Here is a 25141-nt window from a genome sequence, read left to right on the forward strand (position 1 = left end):
GCAAGATGAACGCATCTCAAAAGGAACATCTTAACGTTGACTTGGTGATCGTCGGCGCGGGTAGCGGCGGGGTTGCAGCGGCGATTGCTGCGGGCCGGTTGGGCATAACGGTATTGTTGGTGGAAAAACAACACGGGTTGGGGGGCAACGCTTCGCTGGGTGGCGTAAACGTATGGGAAATGGGCGTTGGCGGTACGGGGATACCATTTGAGATCTATAAACGATTAAAAACGAAAGCCAATGGCGTGGGAATCTATCGGTTCAATATCCATCGGAAATGGCAGCAGAAGCGAGGGGAGCAGCCGCTGCATCCGGGAGCGGAGCTGACCATTGACCCCAGCTTGCGCTACGTGGATACCCTGCTTCGGCACGGCTCGGAAACGGGTATTGATAACGAGGCGTTTGTACGGGCGAACTGGCATGGCGTGCCATTCGACCCCAACGCCTACCAAGAAGTACTTCGTGAGTTACTGGCAGAATCCGGGTATATATCGGTTAGGCTGGGCACCACTTTTAACCGGATAATCAGTGGCAATGACGGCAGGTTGCATGCGGTCGAGCTGGAGGATGGAACGTTGGTTTACGCCCGTTATTTTATCGATGCGACGGATAATGCATACCTCTGTGAGGCTGCGGGGGCGCAATTGTGCATGGGGCAGGAAAGCCGCGAAGTGTATGGTGAGCCGGATGCCCCGCTGCAGCCCACGCAGCAGCTGAACGGCGTGTCGCTGATCTACCGGATAGGGAAAGCGGGGGAAGCGGAAGAAGAGGAAATGCCGACGTTGGCTGCTGAATTGGCTACGCTGCCAGACCAATGCTGGTGGGCGGCTGATTTTCCATTGGCCAGTATCGTGCAATACCCCAACGGTGACTTGAATGTAAACATGCTTCCCACAATGGAGGGGGCGGAATTCGCGGGTTTGGCAAGTTACGAAATAGCGTATGCCGAATGTCGAAAGCGGGTTCTCGCGCACTTCCGTTACATCCGGGAAACCTATCCGCCGTACCGGAATTACGTGATCAAATGGCTGGCTCCCCGATTGGGCGTGCGTGAGGGGCGCCGCATCATCGCAGCTTACCAGCTTACCCAGCATGACCTACTGAAGGGCCTCGCAGGTCAAGACCACCCGGATATCATCGCGATTGCCGATCATCCCATGGATACCCATGGTTCGACTACCGGGCGCGCGGGCTGTGTGGAATTGGACCAACCGTATGGAATTCCTTTCCGGTCGCTGATCCCCAAGGGCTTCCGGAACCTGTTGATTGCATCGCGGGCGGCGGGGTTCAGCTCATTGGCGGCTTCGAGCTGCCGGCTTACCCGAACCATGATGCAACTGGGCCAGGCCGCCGGATCGGCAGCTGGGTTGGCGAGCGTGCAGGATAGCGATTTCCCGGAACTTGACGCGGCCAAACTGCGGGAGAGCCTGAAACAGCAGCACGTTCAGCTGACCTACCCGATGGAGGATCACTTAAAAAATTACCTGACCCATGAATAACCTCGATATCACCATCATCGTGTTTTACCTGCTCGCACTGTTGGCGGTAGGGCTCTACGTCAGTTTTACACACAAACAGAAAAAGAGCAGCGACCTGTTTTTGGCAGGCAAGTCATTGACATGGAAAACCGTGGGGCTTTCCATCTTCGGTACCAATGTCAGCCCGCTTAACATCATCAGTACCTGTGGGCTGGCCTATACGTACGGCATGGTGGCCTGTAATTTCCAATGGTTGGCCTGGATTTATATCCTGCTGCTTAGTTTGGTGTTTTTGCCGTATTACTTACGGCATAATATTCAAACGATGCCGCAATTCATGCTGAGGCGCTATGACGAATCCTGCAGGAAAGCCCTCTCCTGGATTGTGTTCCTGCAGATTTCCATCGGAGCGGGGTCAGTCCTCTATGCCGGGTCCATGCTGGTCAGCCAGCTGATTGGGTTCCCGATTTGGCAATGTGTCATATTGATGACGGCATTCGCGATGAGTTTTACGGTAACCGGGGGGCTCAAAGCCGTGGCGATAACGGATTCTTTCCAATCGGTGGTCATGGTTTTTGTGTGTGTCTTCATCGGCTACGTTGCGCTGGCCGATGTAACGGACTGGAGCCTCTTCACCCGGAAGCTGGATGCGGATTATTGGAAACTGCTGCGTCCTTCGGACGACCCGAATTACCCGTGGCAAGCCATTGTTTTCGGTTACCCCATCATGTCCATTTGGTACTGGTGCGCCAATCAGAACATTGTGCAGACCACACTGGGCAGCAAAAGCCTCGAAGAAGGTAATAAGGGAATATTGTTCCTCGGCTATTTGAAATTACTGATTCCGGTGCTATTTATCTTACCGGGTATTTTAGCGAAAGTGCTATTGCAGGATCTCGAAAACCCGGATGATGCCTTATTGCGCTTGATCTACCAATACCTGCCGCATGGTCTTGTCGGGTTGGCGATTGGGGTGTTGATTGCCGCGCTGGTCGGATCGCTTACGGCCATGTATAATTCAGGGAGCACCATTTTCGCATTAGACATCTTGCCTAATTTCACAAAATCCGATGCACCTCCCACGCTGGCGCAGGGGCGCACGGTGATGGCAACGTTGGCGATTCTGGCGATGTTGATTGCCATCGGACTGGACCGGGTGGAAGGGTTTAACTTGTTTGAAAAGGTGAATGCCATTTTCTCCTTTTTGTGCCCTTCATTGGTTGCGGTATTCATCTGGGGCATCTTCTGGAAAAAGATTTCTTCAAAGGCGGCATTTTATACGCTCATTGCCGGAAATATTCCCTGTATCCTGATCAGTATCCTTTACCTGTCGCAATACCCAAGCCGGGAATTTTATCCGAATTTTTTCCTGATTTCCTTTTACCTGTTTGCCGCACTCAGCGTGTTGTTGATCGTGCTATCCTACCGATATCCCGATACGGATGGCAGGCCGCGGCCCATATTTGAAAGGACGCAGCTGAGCGAAAACCCGTTTTCACGATCACTGAAGTGGGGTTGGGGAATCTTAGCGGCGATCATGATCGCCCTGTATAGCTATTTTAACTAATTAAACCGATTGAGATGATAAATCAATTCAAGCAAATTTTGGTACACGCGCGCATCGCATTGCTGGCAGCGGGTGTGTTGGTGGGTTACGCCGTAAAGGGCCAAACGGTGATCTACATTGCGCCGGAAGGGAGCGATGCAGCAAACGGTTCCGCGCAACACCCCGTTGCAACCCTCGAAGCCGCCATCCGGGTGCTGGAAAAGCGCCCCGCTGCGGATTCCTTGACCCTGCAACTCGCTGGTGGAACGTATCGGTTATCAACACCGCTCGTACTGGATGATACATCGCCCATCGCACGGTGGAAGCAGGTGGAAATAAGAGCCGCCGATGGCCAGCAGGCGATAGTTTCCGGTAATCGGTTGATGGAAGGAAAATGGCAGGCCGCCGGGAATAACCTCTGGAAATGCAGCGTGGAAGGTGTTTTCAACCAGCTGTTCGTGGATGGCAAACGGGCAACCCGGTCGAGGTATCCCAATGCGGGGGAATGGTTGGAGCCGGATTCGATTAATTTCGGGAAGCATGAACTGTACTTCCAGGGTAAGCTGCCGGCGGCCTTCGAAAAAATTAAAGGGGCTGAACTTCATGCCACGGGTATGTGGCATTGGAACCGTCAGTATATCGAACGCTTCGATAGCAAGGGACAACGCGTTGTGACGGTAACCTATCCCGGTACCGAGGCGAGCTATACCAAAATTGGTAAACGCGATCGTGTACATTTCGAAAATGCCAAGGCGTTTTTAGATACCGAAGGCGAATGGTACCTGGACCGCGAAAAGCGATTGTTATATTATTTCTCCAAAGAAAGGCCGGACGACAAAGTCTTCGAATATCCAGTGTTAACCGAGCTGTTTCGCCTGTCAGGGTCGGGCAGCCAGCAGATCAGCGATTTTTCGTTCAACGGAATTACGTTTGAAGGCACCGAATGGGACATGACGGCCGTCGAACGGAAAGGATTGCAGGCCGGTTTCTGGGGTACGGGGCGGACGGATTCCGTATACGCTCCTCCGGCGGCGCTTTCGCTGGCGTGGGTTACGAACAGCAGAATTACTCATTGCACATTCCGCAACCTCGGAGAAGGCGCCATTTCGTTTGGCGAGGGGTGTGCTTATAATGCAATTGAAGGGAATCGATTTGAAGACATCGGCAGCAATGTGATCCAAATTGGGTACCGCCGTGCGTACCTGGGCAAAGGGCATCCGTTGCACCTGGACTTTGAAGATGCGGCCCTCGTATCGCACCACAACCTCATCCGGAACAATGTGCTGGATCATTTCGGTACCACGGATCGTGGGGCCGTCGGCATTTGGATCGGCTATTCACACAATAACCGGATAGATTACAATCGGATAACCAATTTCCCCTATGCGGGAATCAACGTGGGATGGTATTGGGGAACGGATACTACATTGGTCGCTACCAATTGCCACCACAATACCATTGCTTGGAACGATATATCCAAAGGCATGCGTTATCTCTCGGATGGTGCGGGGATTTATTTGGTAGGCAATCAGCCGGGGACCGTCATTCACGATAATTTTGTGCACCAGATCGGCGGTGGATTTACCATTACATCGGGTATCTATGTGGATGAAGGGGGGGCGAATATGACCATCACAGGCAACTATTTCGATGCCTTGGATAACCCGAACGAAGCCCACGCCATTAAACTGCACAAAAATGCCATCCCGACCATGGAAATATATAACAATGGCGGTGAATACCGGGTGCACCCCATCCATACCAATCCGGCTTATAAATACGGAAAGTATGCGGAAGTGAGGTTGGTAAAGCCGCTTTTTCCACAGCGTTATGGCGTCCAGTTAAAGTAACCGGGGGGAGATATGGCAAGGTCACGGTCGGAAACCATCGCTCATTTTCAAAACCAGCCGGAAATACCGGTATTGATCCTTGGCGCGGGAATCAATGGAGTGGGGTTGTTGCGCGAGCTTGCGCTCCAGGGCATCGATGCGCTTTTGGTAGACAAATCGGATATCGCTGCGGGCGCCAGTTCGGCACCTTCACGAATGATTCACGGGGGGTTGCGCTACCTGGAAAACCGGGAGACGCGTTTGGTACGGGAAAGTCTGAAAGAGCGAAATCTCCTGCTACGGAACGCACCGCACTACGTGAAGCCGCTGGCAACGACAATCCCCATTTTTCATCGAACATCGGGCATTTTTAATGCTATGAAGGTTTTTTTTGGATTAAAAGGGAAGTCGGTAAACCGGGGTGCACTGTTGGTCAAAATCGGATTAACTGCGTACGACTGGTATACCCGCCACCACCGGATGATGCCGAAACATCGACTGTGGTCCAAAGCGGAGTCGTTGCGGTACCGGCCGGCACTTAACCCTGCTGTGGTAGCCACTGCCACGTATTACGATGCGTGGATATCTTATCCGGAACGCCTCTGCGTAGAGTTGGTCAATGACGCGTTGCAGATAAACCCGCGGTGCGCCTTTCTGAATTACTGCAGCCTCGCACAGCTGACACCAAACGGTGGGGTCGTGCTGCAAGACCATCTCACGGGCGAAGCCTTTGAGGTGATTCCGAAAGTGGTGGTCAATGCGACGGGTGCATGGATTGACCAAACCAACTTATCGATGGAAGGCGAAACATCGTTCATCGGCGGTACAAAGGGCTCGCACTTGGTTATCAGTAACCGGGAGCTCTATGAGGCCGCGAAGGGTCAGATGCTCTTTTATGAAAATGCGGAAGGACGTATTTGCATTCTTTTCCCCATACATGGCAACGTATTGGTGGGATCTACCGATGTACGTATAGACCACCCCGATAAGGTGGTCTGCGAACCCTGGGAGGTGGCATATATGCTGGAGTCTGTTAAACAGGTGTTTCCTTCCATCGATATCAAGCCTTCGGAAATTATATTCCGGTTTACAGGAGTGCGCCCACTGCCACATTCGGGAGCAGCCGTTACGGCGCAGATATCCCGCGATCATGCCATCCGGACGCTGCCACCCGCGGGTAAGCGCCGGTTTCCGGTCTATTCACTGGTAGGTGGTAAATGGACTACTTTTCGGGCCTTTTCAGCCATCGCCACTTCACAGATCGCGGCTTACTTAAACGTACCCGTGGTTGCCGACAGCGAGCAAACGCCGATCGGTGGCGGTAAGGACTTTCCGACGACCGACGTGGCTAGGAATGCATGGCTTGCTAAGATGAAACGTTTACATCCGGCACTTGCCGATCAGCGCCTGCGGTTACTGCTGGCGCGCTACGGTACCACGGCCGAAGCAGTCTGTGATTTTTGCAGTGCGGGCGAAGACCGGCCACTGCATTCCCTGCCCGAATATACGTGCCGTGAAATCGAATTCCTGATCCGATCCGAATACGTGGTACACCTGGATGACCTCATCCTTCGCCGTACGGTGATGGCCTTTACCGGCGCCGTAAGCCGCCCGCTGTTGGAAGAACTGGCCACCCTATTTGCGGGCGTAAAGGGACTGCGGGGTGTCGAAGCGCAAGAAATAACACGAACAATAGCCATTTTACAGGAAAAACATCAAGTTAACATCAACTAATTATGTATCAATCAACAAAGGTCCGATTAAATCGGATGTTCAATGAGTCCGGCAAATGCCTGGATGTGGCCGTAGATCACGGTGTTTTTAATGAGTACGACTTCCTGGACGGACTGGAGCATATGGAATCGGTTGTCCGCAGTTTGGTGAGTGCCGGTCCGGACGCCATACAGACCAACTATGGGCAAAGCGATATTTTGCAACGCACACCTGGTAAGTCAAAACCTGCATTGGTGATGCGGGTCGACTATGGAAATCCATATAATGCCATGACACACAAAGTGATGTTTAGCGAGCTGCAGAACGAGGAAGAGCCGATACTGGAGGCTTTACGTATGGATGCATCCTGCATCGTGGTTAATTTGCTTTTAGTGCCGGGCGAACCCGCACTTCACCGGGCAAGCCTGCGGAACATCAGCAGGCTCCGTGGGGTATGTGATCGCTATGGGATGCCCATGATGATCGAACCTTTGGTGATGAAAGGAAACGACAGCCGCGGCGGATACCAAGTGGATGGGAATAAAAAGTTGGTGGTTCCGTTGGTTAGGCAGGCACGGGAACTGGGGGCAGATGTCATTAAGGCCGACCCGACCGACCACGTGGAAGATTATCACGAAGTGGTGGAAGCCGCCCGGTGCCCCGTGTTGGTGCGCGGCGGCGGCAAAGCAGATTTAAAAGATTTGTTTGTAAGAAGTTATGGGTATTTGCAGCAAGGGGCCATGGGTTTGGTATACGGCAGGAATATTTACCAACATCCGAACCCGTCACAAATCGTAAAGGCGTTCATGCACATGATCCATAAGGGAGCTACTCCGGAAGAGGCCTGGCAAATCTATTCAACCGATGGAAAAAGCAACTGATTTTATCGATCGGTTTAGCCATGTGCCGCTGTTGGTGGGCAACCAATGGACAGACAGCGGCAGCAGAGGCACCACGCCGGTTTATAACCCGTCCAGGGGGCAGGTGATCGCCCATACGCCTTGCGGCATCGCGGATGATGTGGACCGGGCCGTAAGGGCGGCCAAAGAAGCATTCCCATCCTGGGCAGCGGTTCCCGCCCCCAAACGGGCCGATATCCTCTTTCGCTACCGGGAGCTGCTTGCCCAGCATATGGAACACATTGCCTGGATGATAACCCTAGAGAATGGAAAGACCATTGAGGAAGCAAGGGGCGATATTCGGCGTGGATTTGAAGTGGTTGAGTTTGCTTGCGGCATAGCGCACCTGACAAAGGGAGAAAACCTGGGGCAGCTTGCATCCGAGATGGACGGATTGACCATGCGCGAACCCTTGGGCGTATGCGTGGGTATCAGTCCGTTTAATTTTCCGGCTATGGTGGCCATGTGGATGTTCCCACTGGCGATTGCCTGTGGAAATACCTTTGTATTGAAGCCAAGCGAAAAGGTACCATTAACGGCATTGTATCTGGCTGACTTATTGGTGCAGGCAGATCTCCCGGCGGGGGTATTTAATGTGGTACACGGCGGTCGTGAAGTGGTGGAAGCACTGTGTGTGCATCCGGATGTCGCCGCCATTAGTTTCGTAGGCTCTTCTGAAATTGCCTTGCGGGTGTACCAACTGGGTACCAGTCGCGGCAAACGTGTTCAGGCAGGTGGGGGCGCTAAAAACGTCCACGTAGTCATGCCCGATGCCGATTTTGATTCGGCGGTCCGGGCGGTGGTTGGGGCAGCATTCGGATGTGCCGGCCAGCGTTGCATGGCCGGATCGACGCTGATGATTCCGAATGGAACCGGCTCCGCGTTTCTGCAGAAGTTGAAGGTGGCGGTTGATCAACTGACAGTTGGCGATACAACTGGCCAGTTGGATGTGCAGATGGGCCCCGTCATTGACGGGCCGGCAAGAGATCGTATATCCGATACGATTGAACATGCCGTTGGGCAGGGTGCCAAAGCAATGCGCGATGGACGCACGTACCAAGACACCGATGGCTTTTTCTTACGGCCTACGTTGTTGGATGAGGTAAGCCCCGATATGGAGGTGTTCCATCGGGAGGTCTTCGGTCCCGTATTGTCGATCGTACACACAACAACGCTGGATGAATCCATTCGTTTAGCAAACAAACTACCTTTTGGAAACGGTGCAACGATCTATACCCGTAACGGTGGTGCGGCAAGGAAATTTGCACGGGAAATGAAATGCGGGATGATCGGCGTAAACGTGGGTGTTCCGGCGCCGATGTCTATTTTCCCGTTTTCGGGTTGGAACCAATCGTTTTACGGCGACCTGCACCTTCAGGGAACCGAAGGAATACTTTTCTATACCCGCCAAAAGGTATTGCTTTCCCGGTGGGATACGAACTATGAACGGATAAATGGATGGTAATGGAACAACCGATCGTAACTGCTTATGACTTCAACGCACCCCGGCAAATCATTGCCGGTGGCGGGACATTCGGAAAGTTGCCCCAACTGGTCAAAGGGTTGAAGGGTACCAACGTGCTGGTCGTAACCGATGGATACCTTTGGGAGCAAGGGCTGGTCCGTGAGGCCATTAGCAGCCTTTCAGAGGCCGGTATCAAGAGTGTCGTTTTCCACCGTATTTCTCCCGACCCTACGATGGGCAGCGTACTGGAAGGGCTTGCGTTGCTGCGGCAGCATTCCTGTGATGCGATTGTTGCACTGGGCGGGGGAAGCCCCATCGATGCGGCAAAGGCTATTTCGATATTGGCAACCAACATCGGGCCATTGACCCGTTATGCCGGGTATCATCAGGTTCCAAACCCCGGCATGCCACTGATTGCCGTGCCCACCACCGCCGGTACAGGGAGCGAGGCAACACGGGTAGCCGTAATCACCGATGAACTGCGGCAGGTTAAGATGATGCTATTTGACAATGCACTTTTACCGGATATTGCGTTGGTAGATTATCGGTTATCGATGACCATGCCTCCCCAACTCACCGCATACGTCGGCATAGATACCCTTACTCACGGGTTAGAGGCGTATGTATCAAAAAAGCGGAATCCCTTATCGGACCCGATTGCGTTATCTTGTATCGGGCTCGTAGGCCAGCACCTGCTCAGGGCCTATGCCTGCCCTGCAGACCATGTTGCGCGTGAAGGGATGGCCATCGCAGCCTGCCAGGGTGGACTGGCTTTCTCCAACAGCAGTGTCTGTCTCGTTCACGGCATGAGCCGCCCATTGGGTGCAGTGTATCATTTGGCCCACGGCCTGTCCAATGCAATCTTGTTGCCAACGGTTACCCGGTTTTCAGTAGCGGGTTGCGTAGCGCGCTACGCAACCGCGGCACGGACCATGGGCATCGCAGCGCCTGAATTGACCGATATAGAGGCGGCCGATGCATTGGTATACGAATTGGAAGCGATGAACCGGCAGCTAAATGTTCCGCGATTACGCGATTGCATCGGCGTATCACGGACTACGTTCGAGCAGTCGGTCAGTAAAATGGCTGCTGATGCCCTGGCGTCCGGAAGCCCCCAAAACAATCCGGTGGTACCGACAATGTCGGAAATTGAGCAGTTATATTTGAGTTGCTGGTAACCTAAAAAGTGAATGCATGGAATCGTATCTATTGGGGATAGATTGCGGTAACACCGTATGTAAGGCAACCATCTTTTCCTTGACAGGGCAATCCATGGGTACCGCTTCGGGCCGTATGAAAACGATACTGCCCAAACCGGGCTATTACGAATACGATCTCAACGAATTATGGATGGGCGTGTCCGGTGTCATCCGTACAGCCATTCACGCTGCAGGCATTGCCTCATCGGCCATTTTGGCGGTGGGTGTTTGCGGCCATGGAAATGGTCTTTATGGCTTGGATGGCGATGGCAAACCAGTGGTGGGCATCCAGTCACTGGATTTCAGGGCCGAAGCGATTTGCCAACGGTGGAACGACGAAGGGGTGTCTGCAGCTGCGCTCCCGTTTTCAAGGCAATATTGCTGGCCGGGTCAGACCAATTCGTTGTTAGCTTGGTTACGCCTACATGATTTATCGACCTATCTGCGCCTCAGAACGGTGTTTTTCTGCAAAGACTACCTGAATTATTGTTTAACGGGGGTGGTTTCGACAGATTATTCGGACCTCTCGGTTACGAATCTGATGGCCATGGAAGATCGCAAGCTGAACGCGGAGTTGTTCAACCTGTTCGGACTCCCCGGCGCACAGACAACACTCCCCCAACCCCGGCAAAGCAAGGAGGTGATCGGCAGGGTCAGTCAGGCAGCATCGCATCAAACCGGATTACCCGAAGGGATACCCGTGGTTGCCGGAATGATTGACCTGGTTGCGAATATGGTAGGCTGCGGTTCAATCCATCCCAGTGCGGTAACCCTCATTTCCGGATCCTGGAGCGTCAACTGCTTGCTGTCTGATGCACAAATTCAAACCAAAGAATTGGCCATGGTTTCCCTGTTTGCAGATCCCATTTTACAGGTAGCTGTGGAGGCAAGTCCCACTGCCATGACAAACCTGGAGTGGTTTGTCAATCAATTTATGAAAAGAGCGAAAAAGAAATGCAATCGGAAGGGCACATCCGTTTTTGCCTATTGCGATAAAAGGCTTGCAGATCGGGGCCGAGTCGACTCGGATGTGCTGTTCCTGCCCTTTTTGCACGGTAACAACCTGAAGGGAATTATCCGTTCGGGATTTTACAACCTTTCGGGTTCGCATACGAAAGACGATATGTTACAGGCGGTTTATGAAGGGATTGCATTCAGCCACTTAGCCCACGTGCAGCGGCTTCGTTCGATCGGTCCGGAAATCCACAGCGCACGGTTTACCGGCGGTGGTGCCCGCAGCCCCGTTTTCTCCCAATTGCTTTCGAGCGTTTTGCAGATACCGCTGGAATGCGTACAGGTGGCAGAAACCGGTTGTTTGGGTGCGGCCATAACGGCTGCTGTCGGCATTGGCCTCTACCCCGATTATCACGTGGCTTGTGGACAGATGGTTACCCCCGGAAAAACCTATGTTCCCGACGAAGCAATGGCTAGTTATTATCAGGAAAAATTTGATGGCTATACAGCATTGGTGCAGTCGATCATCAAACGAAGGGCATAGCGTTTGTAAAAACCTGCTTTTTACACTGCACTGGCCATTTGGAGGTTGGCGGGATGTCTGGTAGGGCGCCTCCGGGTGTAGTCAATTGCATGTGGTGTGGAATAATCTAGTTTCCTAAAATTGTGTTACCTTAGTGGTACATCAATAATACCGATGAAGACCAATGGGAAACGTCTTACGCGGATGTGGATGGCCGTATGCCTACTCAGCGCTCAGGTGGTATCTGCGCAGGTGGATGAAGCCGCCGGCTTAAAACGGTCACTGGGACGAATCGCGGACAGCGAGGCCTTGGTAGATGCGCTGAATCGCCTGGCGATGATTTCATATGAAACAAGTGCAGATACCACTTTTTACTATACCGTACGTGCACGTCGGTTGGCGGACAGCCTGGATTACGACAAAGGGAAAGCAGATGCCCTTAACAACCTGGGAGTGGTATACGACATCAAAGGGAACCAACAGCTGGCGCTGAAGTATTATAACGATGCAAACTTGGCCTACACCCGGTTGGATGATTCGGTCAACCAAGTGCAGACTGCCATGAACATTGGTGGCGTATACAAACAACTGGGAAAAGACCAACGATCCCTTGAGTATTTCAGGTCGGCCCTCAAACTCGGATATCAGCTTTCGAACGATTCGATCCTGTCTTTGGTGATATATAATTACCTGTTGTGGTTTCCAACGCAGATTCCGCTTGAGGAGAAACGGCAGTACATCCGGGAGGCTACAGCCATTGCAAGCCGGTATAATGACGCGCGCGTGCTGATCGCGCTGGATCACCTGATCGCGAAAGAGTTGATCGAGCAAGGCGATCGGAAAGGGGGGATTGCGCTGTGGGATAGTGTCATTAATCGAGCCATCCGGAAACAGCTTTACTATGTTAGTATGGATATGCTGGTGGAAATAGCTGACTATTTTGTACCGGATGATGCGGATCGGGCCGCTGCGTATTATCGCCGCGGGTTGGAAATCGCCAAGAATCATGAGTATCTGTTTTACAGGCGGCTATTTGCCCGGAAATTGTTTGACCTACACACATCGCGCAACGAGCAACAAGAAGCGGCAAGCTATGGCCAATTACTGATTGCGCTGTTTGATGAGCAGGAGCAACTGGACAATAGTGCGGGTATCGATTACCTGGATTATGCCATCAAAGAGCAGCAATTTGAGCGGCTGGCGGAAAGAGCAAGGTACCAAACGTTTTTTCTAGTATTGGCGGTGGTAGGGTGTGTCCTGGCGATTGGCATTAGTGTGGTCATTCGGCGGACACTGAAGATATCCCGGCGGTTGAATGCGCAGATCGTCGAACAAAATCAGCAAATGCTGATCACATTAAATGCCTTGGAGCAGAGCCAGGCAGAGAACGGCCGGATGATGCGTATTGTGGCGCACGATCTGCGTAATCCCATCGGCGCAATCGGCTCCGCTGCATCGTTGATGCTTGAGGCCGACAACCTGCCGATCAACGAACAAAAAATGCTTAAATTGGTTCACAAATCAGCAGCAGACGCTCTCGATTTGGTAAACGACCTCCTGCATACGCACGAACGGCCCGACGATCTGCCTAAGGATACCGTAGATCTGGACCGGCTACTTCATTATTGCGTGGACCAGATGGCGGTTAAAGCAGCCGCAAAAAACCAACTAATCACGTTGCATAGCCACCCGTCTCTCATTGTTGCCAACCGCGAAAAGCTGTGGCGTGTTTTTAACAACTTGATCGGAAACGCCATCAAATTCAGTTCACCGGGCGAACGGATTGTTGTATCGCTTGAGGTTAACCCGAACCATGTACTTATTTCCGTCAGAGACCAAGGTATCGGGATACCGGAACACTTGCGTACCAAAGTATTCGATATGTTTACCGATGCGCGCCGCCAGGGTACGGAAGGCGAGCAACCGTTTGGTTTGGGATTGGCTATTTCCAAACAAATTGTGGAAGCGCACGGTGGCCGGATATGGTTTGAAGGTAATGCCGATGGAACACCGGGCACCACATTTTTCGTTGAGCTGCCGCGTTGATTGTTTCTTCATTTTACCTCTGCTTCAACAACGGCGGCCGGCGGTTCCTATTTCTCATTCAAACCGCATAACGGGCATTTAAAAGGAATAAACAACTGATTTTACCTGGCATATTTCTTTGATGCGTATACGCAGGCAATCACACCCACGGTAACCGCTAGCATGCCAAGGCTTACGTGTTCGTGAAGCAACGTTGCCGCGAGTGCCAGGCCGAAAAATGGCTGCAGCAGCTGCAACTGACCCACCGAGGCGATGCCGCCCTGTGCCAGCCCCCGGTACTGTAAGGCCAGCGCACTCAGCAACGGAAAGCCCACCACCACCCCGATGGCTACGACGACCAGGGGAAAGAGGTGGTTTCGCGCAGGGCGCTTTTCACCCGAAATCAACAGCACCGCTAGCGCGAGCACCCCGCAATGCCGGCGCGGGCCAGCGTGAGGAATACCGGATGGAAGTCGAGTACTGCAGCACGCGTAGCGGGCAGGGAACCACTGAAAAGGCCGACACCTATGAACCCGTTGATCCAGCCGCGGGTCGTCTGCGAAATTGCCATGCCTACTTCTTTTTGGTCAGTGCCGAACCTTTATGGGCAGCGATGTGATCCGATTTGTCGCTTTTGATTTCATACTGTGGATCTGCCTCGGTGGCATGGTGGGTATAACCTTTGTAATTGAAATTTGCGGTGTGCACCTGGATGATGGTACCCGAAACGCGGCCAGCTTCTGAATTCCAGCTTACTTTATCGCCAACTTTAAATTTTTTGGACATGATGCGGATTTTTTAACTGCCTGCAACGGTATCACCGTGCGGGAATGCCCGATGTACGTTACCTTTTGAAGAGGCTAAGTTACTAAAAAGGATATACTTCAATCTTTCAATGTTTGCATCCGTTTCCGGATCAGTTGGCTATCCAAGGGGTTCTGGGCAAGGGATAGGGCGTCCTCATAAGCTGTAAGCGCACGGGCGGTGTTTCCCGCACGCTCGTAAACATGACCTTTCGTAGCGGCAAGAAGAAAGGCGGTTCCAGGGTTTTCATCCGCTGCGATGGTTTCCAGCTCCGCAATGACCGGGAGTGGTCCCAGCGCATAGCTTTTGGCAATAATGCGGTTCAGGCGGATGAGCGTGGAGGCAGGTTCAAGACTTTCCAGCAATTGGTACAGCTGATGGATGGCCTTCCAGTCGGTCGCTTCGAAATGGGGGGCAGCACAATGGTGCGAGGCGATCAGTGCTTCCAGGTAGTACTTGCCCGCACACCCGCTTTGCCGTGCCTGATCGAGGTAGTGGAACCCTTCTGCGATCAGCTTCCGGTCCCACAGCGAACGGTTCTGCGCTTCCAGCGGAATCCAATCGTCGTAGGCTGCCAGCCGTGCGGGGAAGCGGGCAACACCGAAAAACATCAACGCCAGGAGTGCGTCCACTTCCGCTTGGGGAGGGGCTACGGACCGCAATAACCTGGCAAGGCGAAGGGCTTCATAGCAGAGGTCAGAGTCAATGCCTTTGGTATCGCGTGTGGCTTTATAGCCTTCGTTAAATAGGAGGTAAAGGATCATGCAGACGGTGGTCGACTGCCGGGCGGCGTCCGTAAGTGCCTGCCGGCCCAGCTTGAGCGCTTTTTGCCGCAACCGTGCTTTGCTGCGCTGCAGTGCTTTTTTAACGGCTTCCGTTTTCATTTGCAGGGCGTTGGCCAGTTCCGGTATTCCAAAGCCACAAAGAATGTGCAGGGTGATGAGGATGCGATCACGCTCACCAAGTGCCGGATGGCAGCATGCAACCAGCAATTGGATCTGGCCATCGGTACTTTCCTCATCTGTCAGCACGGGATCCGGATCGGTAGCGGAGACACCCTGCAACTGTATTTCCATTTCGTCCACGTGACTGTATCGCGAGGTACGCTTTAGCGCGTTGATCAGCTTATTGCGGGCAACCCGTGAGAGCCATGCACGCGGGTGTTCGGGAGGGCCGTGGTAACGCCAGTGTGTCAATGCAGTTTCGAACGTATCCTGTACCGCATCGAGAATGGTATCCAGGTGCTCCATACCATACACCCGGGCAAGGGATGCAACCATCCTGCCCGAGTGTTCACGGAAAAAGTGCGCCGCAAGTTGTCCGCTAGTGTCCATGGGTTGATCAGTCTTCCATCGGCATGATTTCGCGCACTTCCACCGCGCGGTCCCAATCCAGATCGGGATTCCCCTTGGCAATCTCGATCGCTTCTTCCAACGATTCGGCTAAGAGAATGTAATAGCCGCTGACGCATTCCTTGCCTTCCAGGAAGGGGCCGTCGGATACGATGCGCTGCTTGCCACGGATGTGGGCACCACCGGCTTCCAGCGGCTGTGCTTCCTTAAATTGCCCTTTTTCCCTGAGCTCTTCCACCCAACGGTAATGTTTCTCGATACAGGCTTGCATTTCTTCCGCCGATAACTCGTCGTAGTTGGCGTCTTCGCGGATCAACATCAAAAATTCTTTCATTGCAAAATAATTTTGTTTTTATTTTTTGTTTATACCTGAGACAACCGGTGCCTGCTTTTGGGGACAAATTTTTAAAATATGTCTCCGCAGCAAGATACGCGATTTAATCTGTTCTGAAAATAAGGCGTCAGCGCACTTTGTGGTTTTATCATCTGGATAAACCGCGTAGCTCCACCGTAAGGGAGCAATCCGAAGATGGAACGATCGGCAAACGATACCGTACCGCCGTGAAACGCTGACGGTACGGTCATTGGTTATTCAATCTTCCTGATGGCCGAAGTTTCGGATAAGCCGCTCGTAGCCCTGCCGCAGCAATGCCAGGTCGGAATCGACGGCAATGCAGGAATACCTCAGTGTTAGCAGGGTGTCAACCTGTAGATGGTCCCTGAGCAGGATACCGGCCCGTTTGCCATGCTTGGCAGCGGCGGCTGCCACGCGGTGGAGCGCATCGTCAAACGTTGGCTTCTCAGGCACCGTCTCGTTTGCCAGCGCAAGCTTGAGATCGGCAGGACCTACGAACAGTACATCCACCCCGTTTACCGCCGCGATGGCCTCACTCTGGTTTACGCCTGCTAAATCTTCGATCTGCGCAAACAACAGGGGATGTACCTTGGCTGGGTCGGCGGGAGGGACCGTGCCATAACCGTAAGCTCTTACCGAAGAAGAGTAGCCGCGACACCCATCTGGTGGATACCGCATCGCCTGCACGCATTGAGCTGCCTCCTGTGCGGAACGGACATGGGGCAGCATAATGCCATCGGCACCCCAGTCCAGCGCGCGGGCAATCAGCGATGGCAGCAATTCCGGTACGCGTACAATGACTGCGGGCGGACGATGGGAAACACTCCGCAGAATCTCCGGCATCGATGCATCCGACGTGGCACCGTGCTCGAAGTCGATCAGTATCCAATCAAACGCATATTGGCTGGCTAATTCAGCTACCACGGGCGAGCCGGTGCTGATCCATGTTCCAAGGGAGAAGGCATGCTCCCGTATGTGTGTTGTACTCATAGCGTCGAAATATCTTTTTTATGCTGCAGGCCCTCACAGGCGCTGTGAATGCGTGCCAGCGTAAAGTGCTTCAGGTCATGAGTGCCGTTATTCATAAAGAAGTCGTCCGGCATGTCGAAGTAATTGCCCCGCACACGGATGACCGCCTTGAAGATCATATTGCGTAGCAAATGCAGCCAAAACCGTTTTTCAAAATGATCCGGTAACGGGCGCTCCTCCACATAGCCACGGATGGCAGCAGATACCATTGCACCGGTATGAAAACAAGCCAGGAGAGACAGGTCATCCGTAGGATCACCGCTGATGGCGTCGTCCCAATCGATAAATGCACAGATTCGTTGGCCGTCACTCAGTATGTTCCAGAAGGCAAGGTCTTTATGCACCAGGCATCCCCGGTCGAGCTCAAGCAGCGAGGCATGGTCAGCTACTAACCCCTGGATGTGTTGTCTTGTTGACGGGTTGATGAACTCGGTCGTTACGAGGAAGCCCAGGTGCTCTTCGAGGTTCAGTAGGAAATAATCGCGATAGCTGGCATGGTACCCTTGGAGGTGACCGGCGGATAGGAAGGTTTCCACATCAAACAAGCCGAACTTTTCAGGCGTTAGGGCCTGCCACTGACCAATATACCGGCCGATTTCATGGGCGATGCCAAGAGTATCGAGGCCATCGCCATGGCTTTGATGGTTCAGGTCGCGACAGTTGATCAATTCCATCACCTGGATGGCAAAGGGCACCGCGGTACGCGATACATCCGTGAGATAGATCGCGGGGCAGGGCACATGCAATGCTCGGACCCTTGCCATGACTTCTGACTCGATGGCCATGTAGTTATCGCGTTCCGAGCCATATTCCAACCGGATAAAGTAGTCACCATCGGGATAAGTAGCCGTAAATGTGATGTGATTTCCCTGCCCATGAGCTGGCGTTACGTTCATGAGGCCCGTTTTGAAATGAGTTGACAGGTAATCCGCCACCTGCCCACCGAGTTGGTCCAGCGGTGTGGTATCGGTATTGCGTGTGTTCCCGGAAGCGAATATCCGATCAGACTTCCAGTAATAAATATCCCTGCGCCCTGCCATCAATCTTTTGGTGTTTTGCGGTGCCACCACGATGCTAATATGGATCCGGTGATGTTCATTAATGGTCCAAAGATGGCAGGTGCCAATCCGATGGTTGCGAGTTTGCCCATTTCTTTGGCAATCCCCGATGCCAGTCCGCCATTTTGCATGCCTACTTCGATGGCCACGGTACGGCAATCGCGCTCGCTCATTTTAAACAGCCGGGCCGACCAATAGCCGAGGAAATAACCGGAGAGGTTATGTACGAGGACGAGGCAAAGCAGAAGCGGACCAATGGAAAACAGGTTGTCACGGCCCGCCGCGGCGATGACCACAATGGAGAAGGCGATGCCAAACATCGAGACGTAGGGCATCACACGGTCCAGCCATACTACCTTGCCGTGGAAAAGCCGGTTGAACAGCAACCCGGCCGCAATGGGCAGGATGACCATTTTCATAATATCCCACATCATTTCCCACGCATTGATCTCGATAAATGCGCCAGCGAGCGCCTTCATCAGGAACGGGGTAACAAATGGAGAAAGCATTGTAGAAACGGCGGTAATGGTGATAGATAGTGCAACATTGGCCCTTGCTAAATAAGAAATGACATTGGACGCCATCCCATTGGGCGAGCAGCCGATGAGGATAATGCCTGCGGCGATTTCCGGCTCGAACCCGCTGAAACTGGCCAGTGTAAAACCCAGCAGCGGCATGATGATAAAATGGCTGACCACACCGATGAATACCCCTTTTGGGGTCTTGACCACGCCAACGAAGTCGGCTATACCCATCGTGGTACCCATACCGAACATGATCAACTGTATGGAAGGTGTAATAAGGGCGGACAGGTCAAAGCTGCCCCATTTGGTGAAGTACTGCGGGTAGCTGACCGCCGCCGTAAAGCTGGCGAGGATGACCATCGTGTAGCTGAAACCCTTAAGCTTCGGATACCGTTGAAAGGCGATGGCCAGGACGATGAAGAAAACGATTAATAGGGGTGGAAAAATTTCTGTGATCATTTCTTTTTTGTGAGTGGTCGAACAGCGGTCATTTTCAATTTGGATTGCGGATTGATAATCCTGCTCGCTAGAATATCATCTTCGGTAAATTTGGCCAATGCAATCTCGCCGGGGCCACGGTTGTGATCATAGGTAATATAAATAGTGCCATCGGGCGCTTGAAACCCATCGGGATAAGTGACATTTTCCCGATCATCTATGACTAGTCCGCCTTTCCATGTTTGGCCATCGTCGTCTGAGAGCCACGCACTGAAATAGTTTCGTCCTTCATTTTTATGCAATTCTTTGCCATTTTTAATCAAGAGAATGCGTCCGGACTTCAACCGCCGAAAGAAAAACCGGGAACTTGGATGTTGAATCTCGGCTGCTGTAAAAGAGGGTTCTGACCAAGTAAACCCTTTATCTCCAGAAAACGATTCCATGATCCCCTTTCGTGTCCGTGTCATCATCCACAGTTTGCCGTCCTTCTTTTCCACTATCATTGCTTCATGCCAATCCGGGTTGGAGAACGTGCGTATACCCCGCAATTCCCAGTTTTTTCCTTGGTCCGTAGATACCAGCACGTTTACGCCCCGGTAGGGATCCAATTCGGGAAACGTGCCCTTAAAAGGACCGAACCCTTCATTCTGCAACAGGTAAGATGGCAATACCCATTCACCTGTTGACAGTACTGTAGGCTTATTAAGCATCGCGCCGTGCGAAATGCGCTTGGGTTCGGACCATACTGGGTGTTCATCGTCCGGATTCTCACAAACAATTGCCCAAAGCCCACCTCTACCATCGAAATGATTCATGGTCTGATCAAAGAATAACCAAAGTTTTCCGGATGGATCTGTCCAGAAATTGCCAATGATAACGGTTCTTTGGATGGGTATCGATGAAGAGCGCCCGTCAATAACCAAACGCGGCTTGGACCAGGTTTCACCATTATCGTCACTGGTGGCTGCCAACAAATAAGAGCTTGGGCAGTCGCATTCGCCTATCCATGCGAGCCAAATACGGCCTTTAGTTGTTCGTTCCATCGTAAGCGACATCACATAGTGTTGCGTATCATAATCATATTCGGGAAGTGGCGAAGTGTTGATTCTGGGTGGTATCAGAGCGAGGTCCGCAACCTGTCGCATGAGCTTGGTTTCATACGTTTTGATTTCTTCCGGTCCCATTTTCTGAAACTTAACTTCGTGCTTTTTACCTGGAATAGGGCGGATATGTTTTTTGTCTTGCGACATCACAGGTAGGGCGATTACAGCCAATAGTATATAAAAAAGGGGTTTCTTCATGGGAAAATAGTTATTTTATTGTTTTGTATTGCCTCTATTAGTAACCGGGGTTTTGTTCGAGTTTAGCACCGATATTGGCGTCGATTGCCACCTGTGGGATTGGCCAAAATTCATGGTGATCCTGTATGGTTGTGCGTGTTTCATCCAGCATAGCATGTTTCCTAACACGCTCTACCAATTTGCCGGTACGTACGAGTGTGCGGTGCCGGGGTTCTTCTGCAATCAGCTCGCGGGCTCTTTCATCCAGGATGTAATCTAAATCGACTTCTCCAGGTTCAACAGGCTTGGCATGGGCGCGTACACGTACCTGATTGATATCCGCAGCAGCCGAGAGTAGATCACCCTTTTTCAGGTAGGCTTCCGCACGTAATAGGTAAGTTTCGGCCAAGCGGTATACGATGAAATCTGAGCTCGTCAAACCGGCCCGCACCGGATTATCCCTGCCCAACCATCCGATTTTACCTTCTACTTTCCGTATAGTTGGATAGATCATCTGGAAGGTATCCTGATTTTGTATGTGTTCTTTTTTCACCTGCTGACCAAAGTAGGCGGATGCTGGATTGTTATAATAATAGGTTCTCCGGATGTTATAGGACGAATTGCGCATGTCGTTATCCCAATTATCTTTCCAAAGATCATATAAGAAGTAATTGGTGGGCCGGCATAGTCCGACCCCGCGGCCTAGACTATCCGCTACGATCATGCCTGGTTTTCCATCTGGATCCTTTACGTTGACATAAAACGGAACCCAATATCGAAGCGTGGGGTTTCCACCTTGAAATGTCGTAGAATATCCTCCGGGTATTTGATCTTCGAATTGCCAAACGTAAATCGATTCCATATTTCCTGAACTGCGGTTATGATTACCAGTCTTGAATAGATCTGAGAACACATCTCCGGGTTTGTCGGCGTCAACACCAAACCGTTCCGTCATCAGCTTATAAAGGCCCGAATTGATAATCCGGGAGGCGCTTTCTATGGCTTGGTCGTATTGCTCCAAACTGAGATAAACTTCCGTCAAAAGATGGTCTGCTGCTGCTTTTACGATCCTTCCTTCATTTTCTTTGCTGACCGTTGGTGGGAGCCATTGGGTTGCAAATTCAAGATCTTCTTTTGCAAATTCATATACTTCCTTTCTAGAATTCCGTACGAAATCTACTTTCGGACCTGAAAAGATGGTATCAACTATCGGTACGCCTCCATACAAGTTAGCAAGTAAATTATGTACATACGCTCTGAAAAATTTAGCTTCTGCAATCACCGCATTTTTTTCTGCTTCATTATCCCAAATGCCTTCGTTTTCTACTTTATTCGCATATACAATGACGGCGTTTGCACGGGGCAGCATATCGGCATAGGCCCAATGCCAATAGCGCTCCACACATGCAGCGACCGGTGTCAGGAAGGTTTCCCAGTTTTTGAAATTGGGAGTTGCTTTTTCCCCATTATTGATCACATCCGTGCCCACTTGCAGATTCATATACCAAGGTAGGTAATCGTATTTTACTAATTCATCCCGTGCACCGTAATGCAATGCAGTGATGTAATTCTGAAATCCTTGTTTGGATACAAGGACGTTGTCCGAATTGAGAATCAGGGGATCCTCCCGAAGCAAATCGTTGTTACAAGATAGGAAGATCCACGTAATAAAAAGTGTATATAGTGTCGTTTTCATGGCATTTTTTTTACAATGCAACATTAATTCCAAGTGTGAATGTACGGGAAGCGGGTATCCCGTTTTGGTTTGCTCCACTTTCTGGATCGGCTCCGGGCCAGTCTGTAAAGGTGTATAGGTTTTTTCCGCTTACGTACACGCGCAACGTATTTAAGTTGAGTTTGTCCAAGAATCGGGCTCCCGAAAAGTCGTAAGCAAATGAGACGTCCTGAATGCGGACAAAGCTTCGACTTCGGTAGTACGCATGACCCAACGGATTGAGGTAGGTTACCGATGGGCTGCTAGTTGATTTGTTTTCTGGAGTCCACCATCCGGCATCTATGCGGTTATAATTGCGGTGTGTATGGATACCCGGATCTAAGTCTATCGAAGCGATCCATCCATGCATTGCGTTGACGAAAGCAGACAACGTGAATCCTTTGTAACGGAACGTATTGGTAAGCCCCCATCGGTATTTGGGTTGTCCGGTTTGACCAACGATTGTCCGATCGCCAGTCGGTTCAATGATGCCGTTGCCATCCAGGTCTTTTAAACGAACCCATCCCGGTTTACTGTTGGTGGGTATTTCATCACCTTCTTGATAAATTCCATCAAATACATAATCGTATGCTACATTAATCGGTTTTCCGATAAACCATCTGTTGCCGAGATCATCTTCTTCTTTTCCTTCCGAATTAGGCCCATATAGACTGATGATCTTGTTCCGGTTGTGCGAATACACAGCCTGGGTGCTCCATTCGAACTGTGCAGATTTCAAATTAACCGAATTGATGGATACTTCTACGCCCCGGTTGCCGGTAGCCCCGATGTTTGTCCAAACACCACTTACACCCGTCATCTGTGGAAGTGCCCGCCAAACCAATAAATCGTTGGTTCTGGTTTGGTACACCTCGACAGACCCTCCTAAGCGCTGACGGAGCAGTTCGACATCCAAGGCAGTATTAAATGTATATGTGGTTTCCCACTTGAGGTTATCATTACCCATACCCGAAGGATAAATACCCACTAAGGAACTCCCACCATCTCCAAAGACATACCGATTCATGCCGGATCGACCAAGAGACTGATAGGGGCTGATTGCTTGGTTTCCCACCGCGCCGTATGAAACCCGAAGTTTCAATAGGTCAATCCCCTTAGCATTTGCCATAAACGGTTCATCAGATACAATCCATCCGAGAGCCGCGGATGGGAAAGTCGCATATTTGTTGTTAGCGGCAAAAACAGAACTTCCATCTCGCCGCGCGGTTAATGTGATCAGATAGCGACGCTTAAATTGGTAATTCAAACGGGCCATGGAAGAAACGCCGTCGGTCTTTTCGGCCGCTGAGCTATTAGTTAAAACAGCTCCTAAATTGAGGTTATTCCAACCTAAGACATCCGTAGAAAGTTCACTTGCAGTTGCTGTCGTAGATTCCCACTTGGTATGGTTTGTACCATACATGAGCGTAATATCAAACTGGTGGTCTTGGTTGATTTGTTTTGTGTAGGTAAGGATATTTTCCAGTACCCAATCAAAATCATTCTGATTGAACTTGTCTGCCGATGTGGTATTGGCGGCGATGTGTTTATCCTGCCTCATAAAGTTGTAATTGTGACGCCAACGAATATTTGGCGAGTAATTTAATCGATAAGACAATCCGTCAATAAATGGGATATCGACAACCGCATATAGATTTGCGAAGATGTTGTTCCATATTTCTTCATTAGTGGTAAGAATCGAGCGCCTTACCGGATTACTTTGATTGGTCTGATCTTCGGGCAATAAATTCAGGGTAGGTTCGCCGTCTGGATAGAATGGCGTTGAATAGGGACCTATGTTGCTGGCCTGTGCGGGTTCCAATCCAGAATAATCCCGCCAGGAATATATGCTATTGACTCCTACTTTCAGCCAATCGGTTATTGCTGTTTCGAGATTAGATCGGACCGATACCCGTTTCATGTTATCGTTTAGATATAACCCTTTTTCGTTGACTAACGCAGATGACAATAGGTAATTTGTCCGCTTGGTGTTGCCAGATACACTCAAGTCATAGGAACCGATGTTACTGTTTTGGGAGACGATATTCCAGTGATCAACTACATGGCCGCTTTCGTAGTTTGCCAGCTCAGATGGATGAAGCAAATCCGATATATTTTCATAGGGTAATCCAACTGCCTTATTGTAATCAATCTTCCGTTGAATATAACGTTCGGGAGTAAGAAGTTTCACTTTGTAAGCACGGTCTGCTATGCCTGCAAACGCATTCAGTCGAATGGTCGGTTTCTCTGTTGTACCCCGTTTTGATGTGATTAAGATCACACCGTTGGCAGCACGGGAACCGTAGATGGCTGCTGCGCTGGCATCTTTCAGAATCTCCATCGATTCGATGTCATTCGGATTGATTTCGGCAAGACTGCCGTTGAAAAAGATTCCATCAAGCACAATGAGTGGATTGTTGCCGCCGCTCAGGGACCGCGGGCCCCGGATTAAGATGGAGCCGTTCTGCCCTGGCCGGCCATTGTCAATAAACTGTACCCCCGCCACCCTGCCGCGCAGAGATTGAGTGACGTTGGTGTTGGGCAGATTTTCTGTCTGTTTCATATCTACCTTAATCACCGACCCGGTTACATTACGACGTGTCTGCGTTCCATAGCCAACCACCACAACTTCATCGAGCGAGGCGGTACTCAGTATAAGGGTTGCATCAACCGTATGAAGATTGGCGGTAGGCAGTTGTAACGTTTCATAGCCCACATTGCTGAAAACTAGCGTATCCGATTCCATGACAGTAATGGAGTAATGGCCAGATGGATCGGTAGCAACTTGACGCCCCGCCCTCTTCGTCGATACGGATACACCAGCCAAAGGACCTTCGGGGCCAATTACGGTACCCGAAACCGTACGTGATGGTTGCTGGGATAGAACACTCAGGGGGATGAGCGTTGCGAGAAAAAAGAATAAGTGCATTTTTTTCATATCTGTCTATATTGGTTT

The 25141-nt window shown here is 51.3% G+C and carries 20 protein-coding genes; 9 read left to right on the plus strand and 11 right to left on the minus strand.

Annotated features, from left to right (window positions below; translation table 11 throughout):
- Window positions 1-5 precede the first annotated feature (5 nt).
- The 9 genes from IEX60_RS01580 to IEX60_RS01620 all read left to right on the plus strand — a co-directional run bounded on the left by IEX60_RS01580 (window position 6) and on the right by IEX60_RS01620 (window position 13652).
- Window positions 6-1499, plus strand: coding sequence for an FAD-dependent oxidoreductase (locus tag IEX60_RS01580; RefSeq protein WP_188746706.1), 1494 nt, complete (start codon window positions 6-8; stop codon window positions 1497-1499).
- Window positions 1492-3045 (plus strand): SLC5 family protein, encoded by a 1554-nt coding sequence (locus IEX60_RS01585; RefSeq protein ID WP_188746708.1) that lies wholly within the window; start codon window positions 1492-1494, stop codon window positions 3043-3045. Before IEX60_RS01580 ends, IEX60_RS01585 begins: the two co-directional genes overlap by 8 nt.
- Before the next feature lie 14 nt (window positions 3046-3059).
- Window positions 3060-4874, plus strand: coding sequence for a right-handed parallel beta-helix repeat-containing protein (locus IEX60_RS01590; RefSeq protein ID WP_188746710.1), 1815 nt, complete (start codon window positions 3060-3062; stop codon window positions 4872-4874).
- Between the two features lie 12 nt (window positions 4875-4886).
- Window positions 4887-6587, plus strand: a complete 1701-nt coding sequence (locus IEX60_RS01595) for a glycerol-3-phosphate dehydrogenase/oxidase (RefSeq protein ID WP_188746713.1) — start codon at window positions 4887-4889, stop codon at window positions 6585-6587.
- A 2-nt stretch (window positions 6588-6589) separates the two neighbouring features.
- Window positions 6590-7447, plus strand: a complete 858-nt coding sequence (locus tag IEX60_RS01600) for a class I fructose-bisphosphate aldolase (RefSeq protein WP_188746715.1) — start codon at window positions 6590-6592, stop codon at window positions 7445-7447.
- Window positions 7431-8930, plus strand: a complete 1500-nt coding sequence (locus IEX60_RS01605) for a CoA-acylating methylmalonate-semialdehyde dehydrogenase (protein WP_188746717.1) — start codon at window positions 7431-7433, stop codon at window positions 8928-8930. The genes IEX60_RS01600 and IEX60_RS01605 overlap by 17 nt, the downstream gene beginning before the upstream one ends.
- Window positions 8930-10108 carry an iron-containing alcohol dehydrogenase gene (locus tag IEX60_RS01610; RefSeq protein WP_188746718.1) on the plus strand — a complete coding sequence of 393 codons (1179 nt, stop codon included), beginning with the start codon at window positions 8930-8932 and terminating at the stop codon, window positions 10106-10108. Before IEX60_RS01605 ends, IEX60_RS01610 begins: the two co-directional genes overlap by 1 nt.
- A gap of 16 nt (window positions 10109-10124) precedes the next feature.
- Window positions 10125-11627 (plus strand): FGGY-family carbohydrate kinase, encoded by a 1503-nt coding sequence (locus IEX60_RS01615; protein WP_188746720.1) that lies wholly within the window; start codon window positions 10125-10127, stop codon window positions 11625-11627.
- Window positions 11628-11780: 153 nt separating this feature from the next.
- Window positions 11781-13652: a tetratricopeptide repeat-containing sensor histidine kinase gene (locus tag IEX60_RS01620; RefSeq protein WP_188746723.1), complete on the plus strand. Its 1872-nt coding sequence runs from the start codon at window positions 11781-11783 to the stop codon at window positions 13650-13652.
- Between the two features lie 101 nt (window positions 13653-13753).
- Here the strand turns inward: IEX60_RS01620 and IEX60_RS01625 are convergent, their stop codons facing one another.
- From IEX60_RS01625 to IEX60_RS01675, 11 genes are all read right to left on the minus strand, one after another.
- Window positions 13754-14059, minus strand: coding sequence for a DMT family transporter (locus IEX60_RS01625; protein WP_229717351.1), 306 nt, complete (start codon window positions 14057-14059; stop codon window positions 13754-13756).
- Between the two features lie 145 nt (window positions 14060-14204).
- Window positions 14205-14417 carry a hypervirulence associated TUDOR domain-containing protein gene (locus tag IEX60_RS01630; RefSeq protein ID WP_188746725.1) on the minus strand — a complete coding sequence of 71 codons (213 nt, stop codon included), beginning with the start codon at window positions 14415-14417 and terminating at the stop codon, window positions 14205-14207.
- A gap of 98 nt (window positions 14418-14515) precedes the next feature.
- A complete protein-coding gene (locus IEX60_RS01635; protein WP_188746728.1) occupies window positions 14516-15769 on the minus strand; it encodes an RNA polymerase sigma factor in 1254 nt (417 codons plus the stop codon).
- A gap of 7 nt (window positions 15770-15776) precedes the next feature.
- Complete coding sequence (locus IEX60_RS01640) at window positions 15777-16121, minus strand: YciI family protein (protein WP_188746730.1); 345 nt, start codon at window positions 16119-16121, stop codon at window positions 15777-15779.
- Between the two features lie 71 nt (window positions 16122-16192).
- On the minus strand, window positions 16193-16372 hold the full coding sequence (locus IEX60_RS01645; RefSeq protein ID WP_188746732.1) for a hypothetical protein: 180 nt from the start codon (window positions 16370-16372) through the stop codon (window positions 16193-16195).
- A 7-nt stretch (window positions 16373-16379) separates the two neighbouring features.
- Complete coding sequence (locus IEX60_RS01650) at window positions 16380-17132, minus strand: HpcH/HpaI aldolase family protein (protein ID WP_188746734.1); 753 nt, start codon at window positions 17130-17132, stop codon at window positions 16380-16382.
- Window positions 17129-18211 (minus strand): phosphotransferase family protein, encoded by a 1083-nt coding sequence (locus tag IEX60_RS01655; protein WP_188746737.1) that lies wholly within the window; start codon window positions 18209-18211, stop codon window positions 17129-17131. The genes IEX60_RS01650 and IEX60_RS01655 overlap by 4 nt, the downstream gene beginning before the upstream one ends.
- Window positions 18211-19212: a bile acid:sodium symporter family protein gene (locus tag IEX60_RS01660; protein WP_188746738.1), complete on the minus strand. Its 1002-nt coding sequence runs from the start codon at window positions 19210-19212 to the stop codon at window positions 18211-18213. The genes IEX60_RS01655 and IEX60_RS01660 overlap by 1 nt, the downstream gene beginning before the upstream one ends.
- The gene (locus IEX60_RS01665; RefSeq protein ID WP_188746740.1) at window positions 19209-20492 is read right to left on the minus strand and encodes a sialidase family protein; all 1284 of its coding nucleotides are present in this window, start codon (window positions 20490-20492) and stop codon (window positions 19209-19211) included. Before IEX60_RS01665 ends, IEX60_RS01660 begins: the two co-directional genes overlap by 4 nt.
- 37 nt (window positions 20493-20529) lie before the next feature.
- Entirely contained in the window at window positions 20530-22167 is a 1638-nt protein-coding gene (locus IEX60_RS01670) for a RagB/SusD family nutrient uptake outer membrane protein (RefSeq protein ID WP_188746742.1), read from the minus strand.
- A gap of 10 nt (window positions 22168-22177) precedes the next feature.
- Window positions 22178-25123, minus strand: coding sequence for a SusC/RagA family TonB-linked outer membrane protein (locus IEX60_RS01675; RefSeq protein WP_188746744.1), 2946 nt, complete (start codon window positions 25121-25123; stop codon window positions 22178-22180).
- Between the last annotated feature and the right edge of the window lie 18 nt (window positions 25124-25141).

This window comes from Parapedobacter defluvii, assembly GCF_014642075.1.
GTDB classification, from domain to species: Bacteria; Bacteroidota; Bacteroidia; order Sphingobacteriales; family Sphingobacteriaceae; genus Parapedobacter; species Parapedobacter defluvii.

Bases quoted from the DNA above. Each gene is read 5' to 3' on its own strand.
- IEX60_RS01580 (WP_188746706.1), top strand. From the start codon at position 6: ATGAACGCATCTCAAAAGGAACATCTTAACGTTGACTTGGTGATCGTC.
- IEX60_RS01585 (WP_188746708.1), top strand. From the start codon at position 1,492: ATGAATAACCTCGATATCACCATCATCGTGTTTTACCTGCTCGCACTG.
- IEX60_RS01590 (WP_188746710.1), top strand. From the start codon at position 3,060: ATGATAAATCAATTCAAGCAAATTTTGGTACACGCGCGCATCGCATTG.
- IEX60_RS01595 (WP_188746713.1), top strand. From the start codon at position 4,887: ATGGCAAGGTCACGGTCGGAAACCATCGCTCATTTTCAAAACCAGCCG.
- IEX60_RS01600 (WP_188746715.1), top strand. From the start codon at position 6,590: ATGTATCAATCAACAAAGGTCCGATTAAATCGGATGTTCAATGAGTCC.
- IEX60_RS01605 (WP_188746717.1), top strand. From the start codon at position 7,431: ATGGAAAAAGCAACTGATTTTATCGATCGGTTTAGCCATGTGCCGCTG.
- IEX60_RS01610 (WP_188746718.1), top strand. From the start codon at position 8,930: ATGGAACAACCGATCGTAACTGCTTATGACTTCAACGCACCCCGGCAA.
- IEX60_RS01615 (WP_188746720.1), top strand. From the start codon at position 10,125: ATGGAATCGTATCTATTGGGGATAGATTGCGGTAACACCGTATGTAAG.
- IEX60_RS01620 (WP_188746723.1), top strand. From the start codon at position 11,781: ATGAAGACCAATGGGAAACGTCTTACGCGGATGTGGATGGCCGTATGC.
- IEX60_RS01630 (WP_188746725.1), bottom strand. From the start codon at position 14,417: ATGTCCAAAAAATTTAAAGTTGGCGATAAAGTAAGCTGGAATTCAGAA.
- IEX60_RS01635 (WP_188746728.1), bottom strand. From the start codon at position 15,769: ATGGACACTAGCGGACAACTTGCGGCGCACTTTTTCCGTGAACACTCG.
- IEX60_RS01640 (WP_188746730.1), bottom strand. From the start codon at position 16,121: ATGAAAGAATTTTTGATGTTGATCCGCGAAGACGCCAACTACGACGAG.
- IEX60_RS01645 (WP_188746732.1), bottom strand. From the start codon at position 16,372: ATGACCGTACCGTCAGCGTTTCACGGCGGTACGGTATCGTTTGCCGAT.
- IEX60_RS01650 (WP_188746734.1), bottom strand. From the start codon at position 17,132: ATGAGTACAACACACATACGGGAGCATGCCTTCTCCCTTGGAACATGG.
- IEX60_RS01655 (WP_188746737.1), bottom strand. From the start codon at position 18,211: ATGGCAGGGCGCAGGGATATTTATTACTGGAAGTCTGATCGGATATTC.
- IEX60_RS01660 (WP_188746738.1), bottom strand. From the start codon at position 19,212: ATGATCACAGAAATTTTTCCACCCCTATTAATCGTTTTCTTCATCGTC.
- IEX60_RS01665 (WP_188746740.1), bottom strand. From the start codon at position 20,492: ATGAAGAAACCCCTTTTTTATATACTATTGGCTGTAATCGCCCTACCT.
- IEX60_RS01670 (WP_188746742.1), bottom strand. From the start codon at position 22,167: ATGAAAACGACACTATATACACTTTTTATTACGTGGATCTTCCTATCT.
- IEX60_RS01675 (WP_188746744.1), bottom strand. From the start codon at position 25,123: ATGAAAAAAATGCACTTATTCTTTTTTCTCGCAACGCTCATCCCCCTG.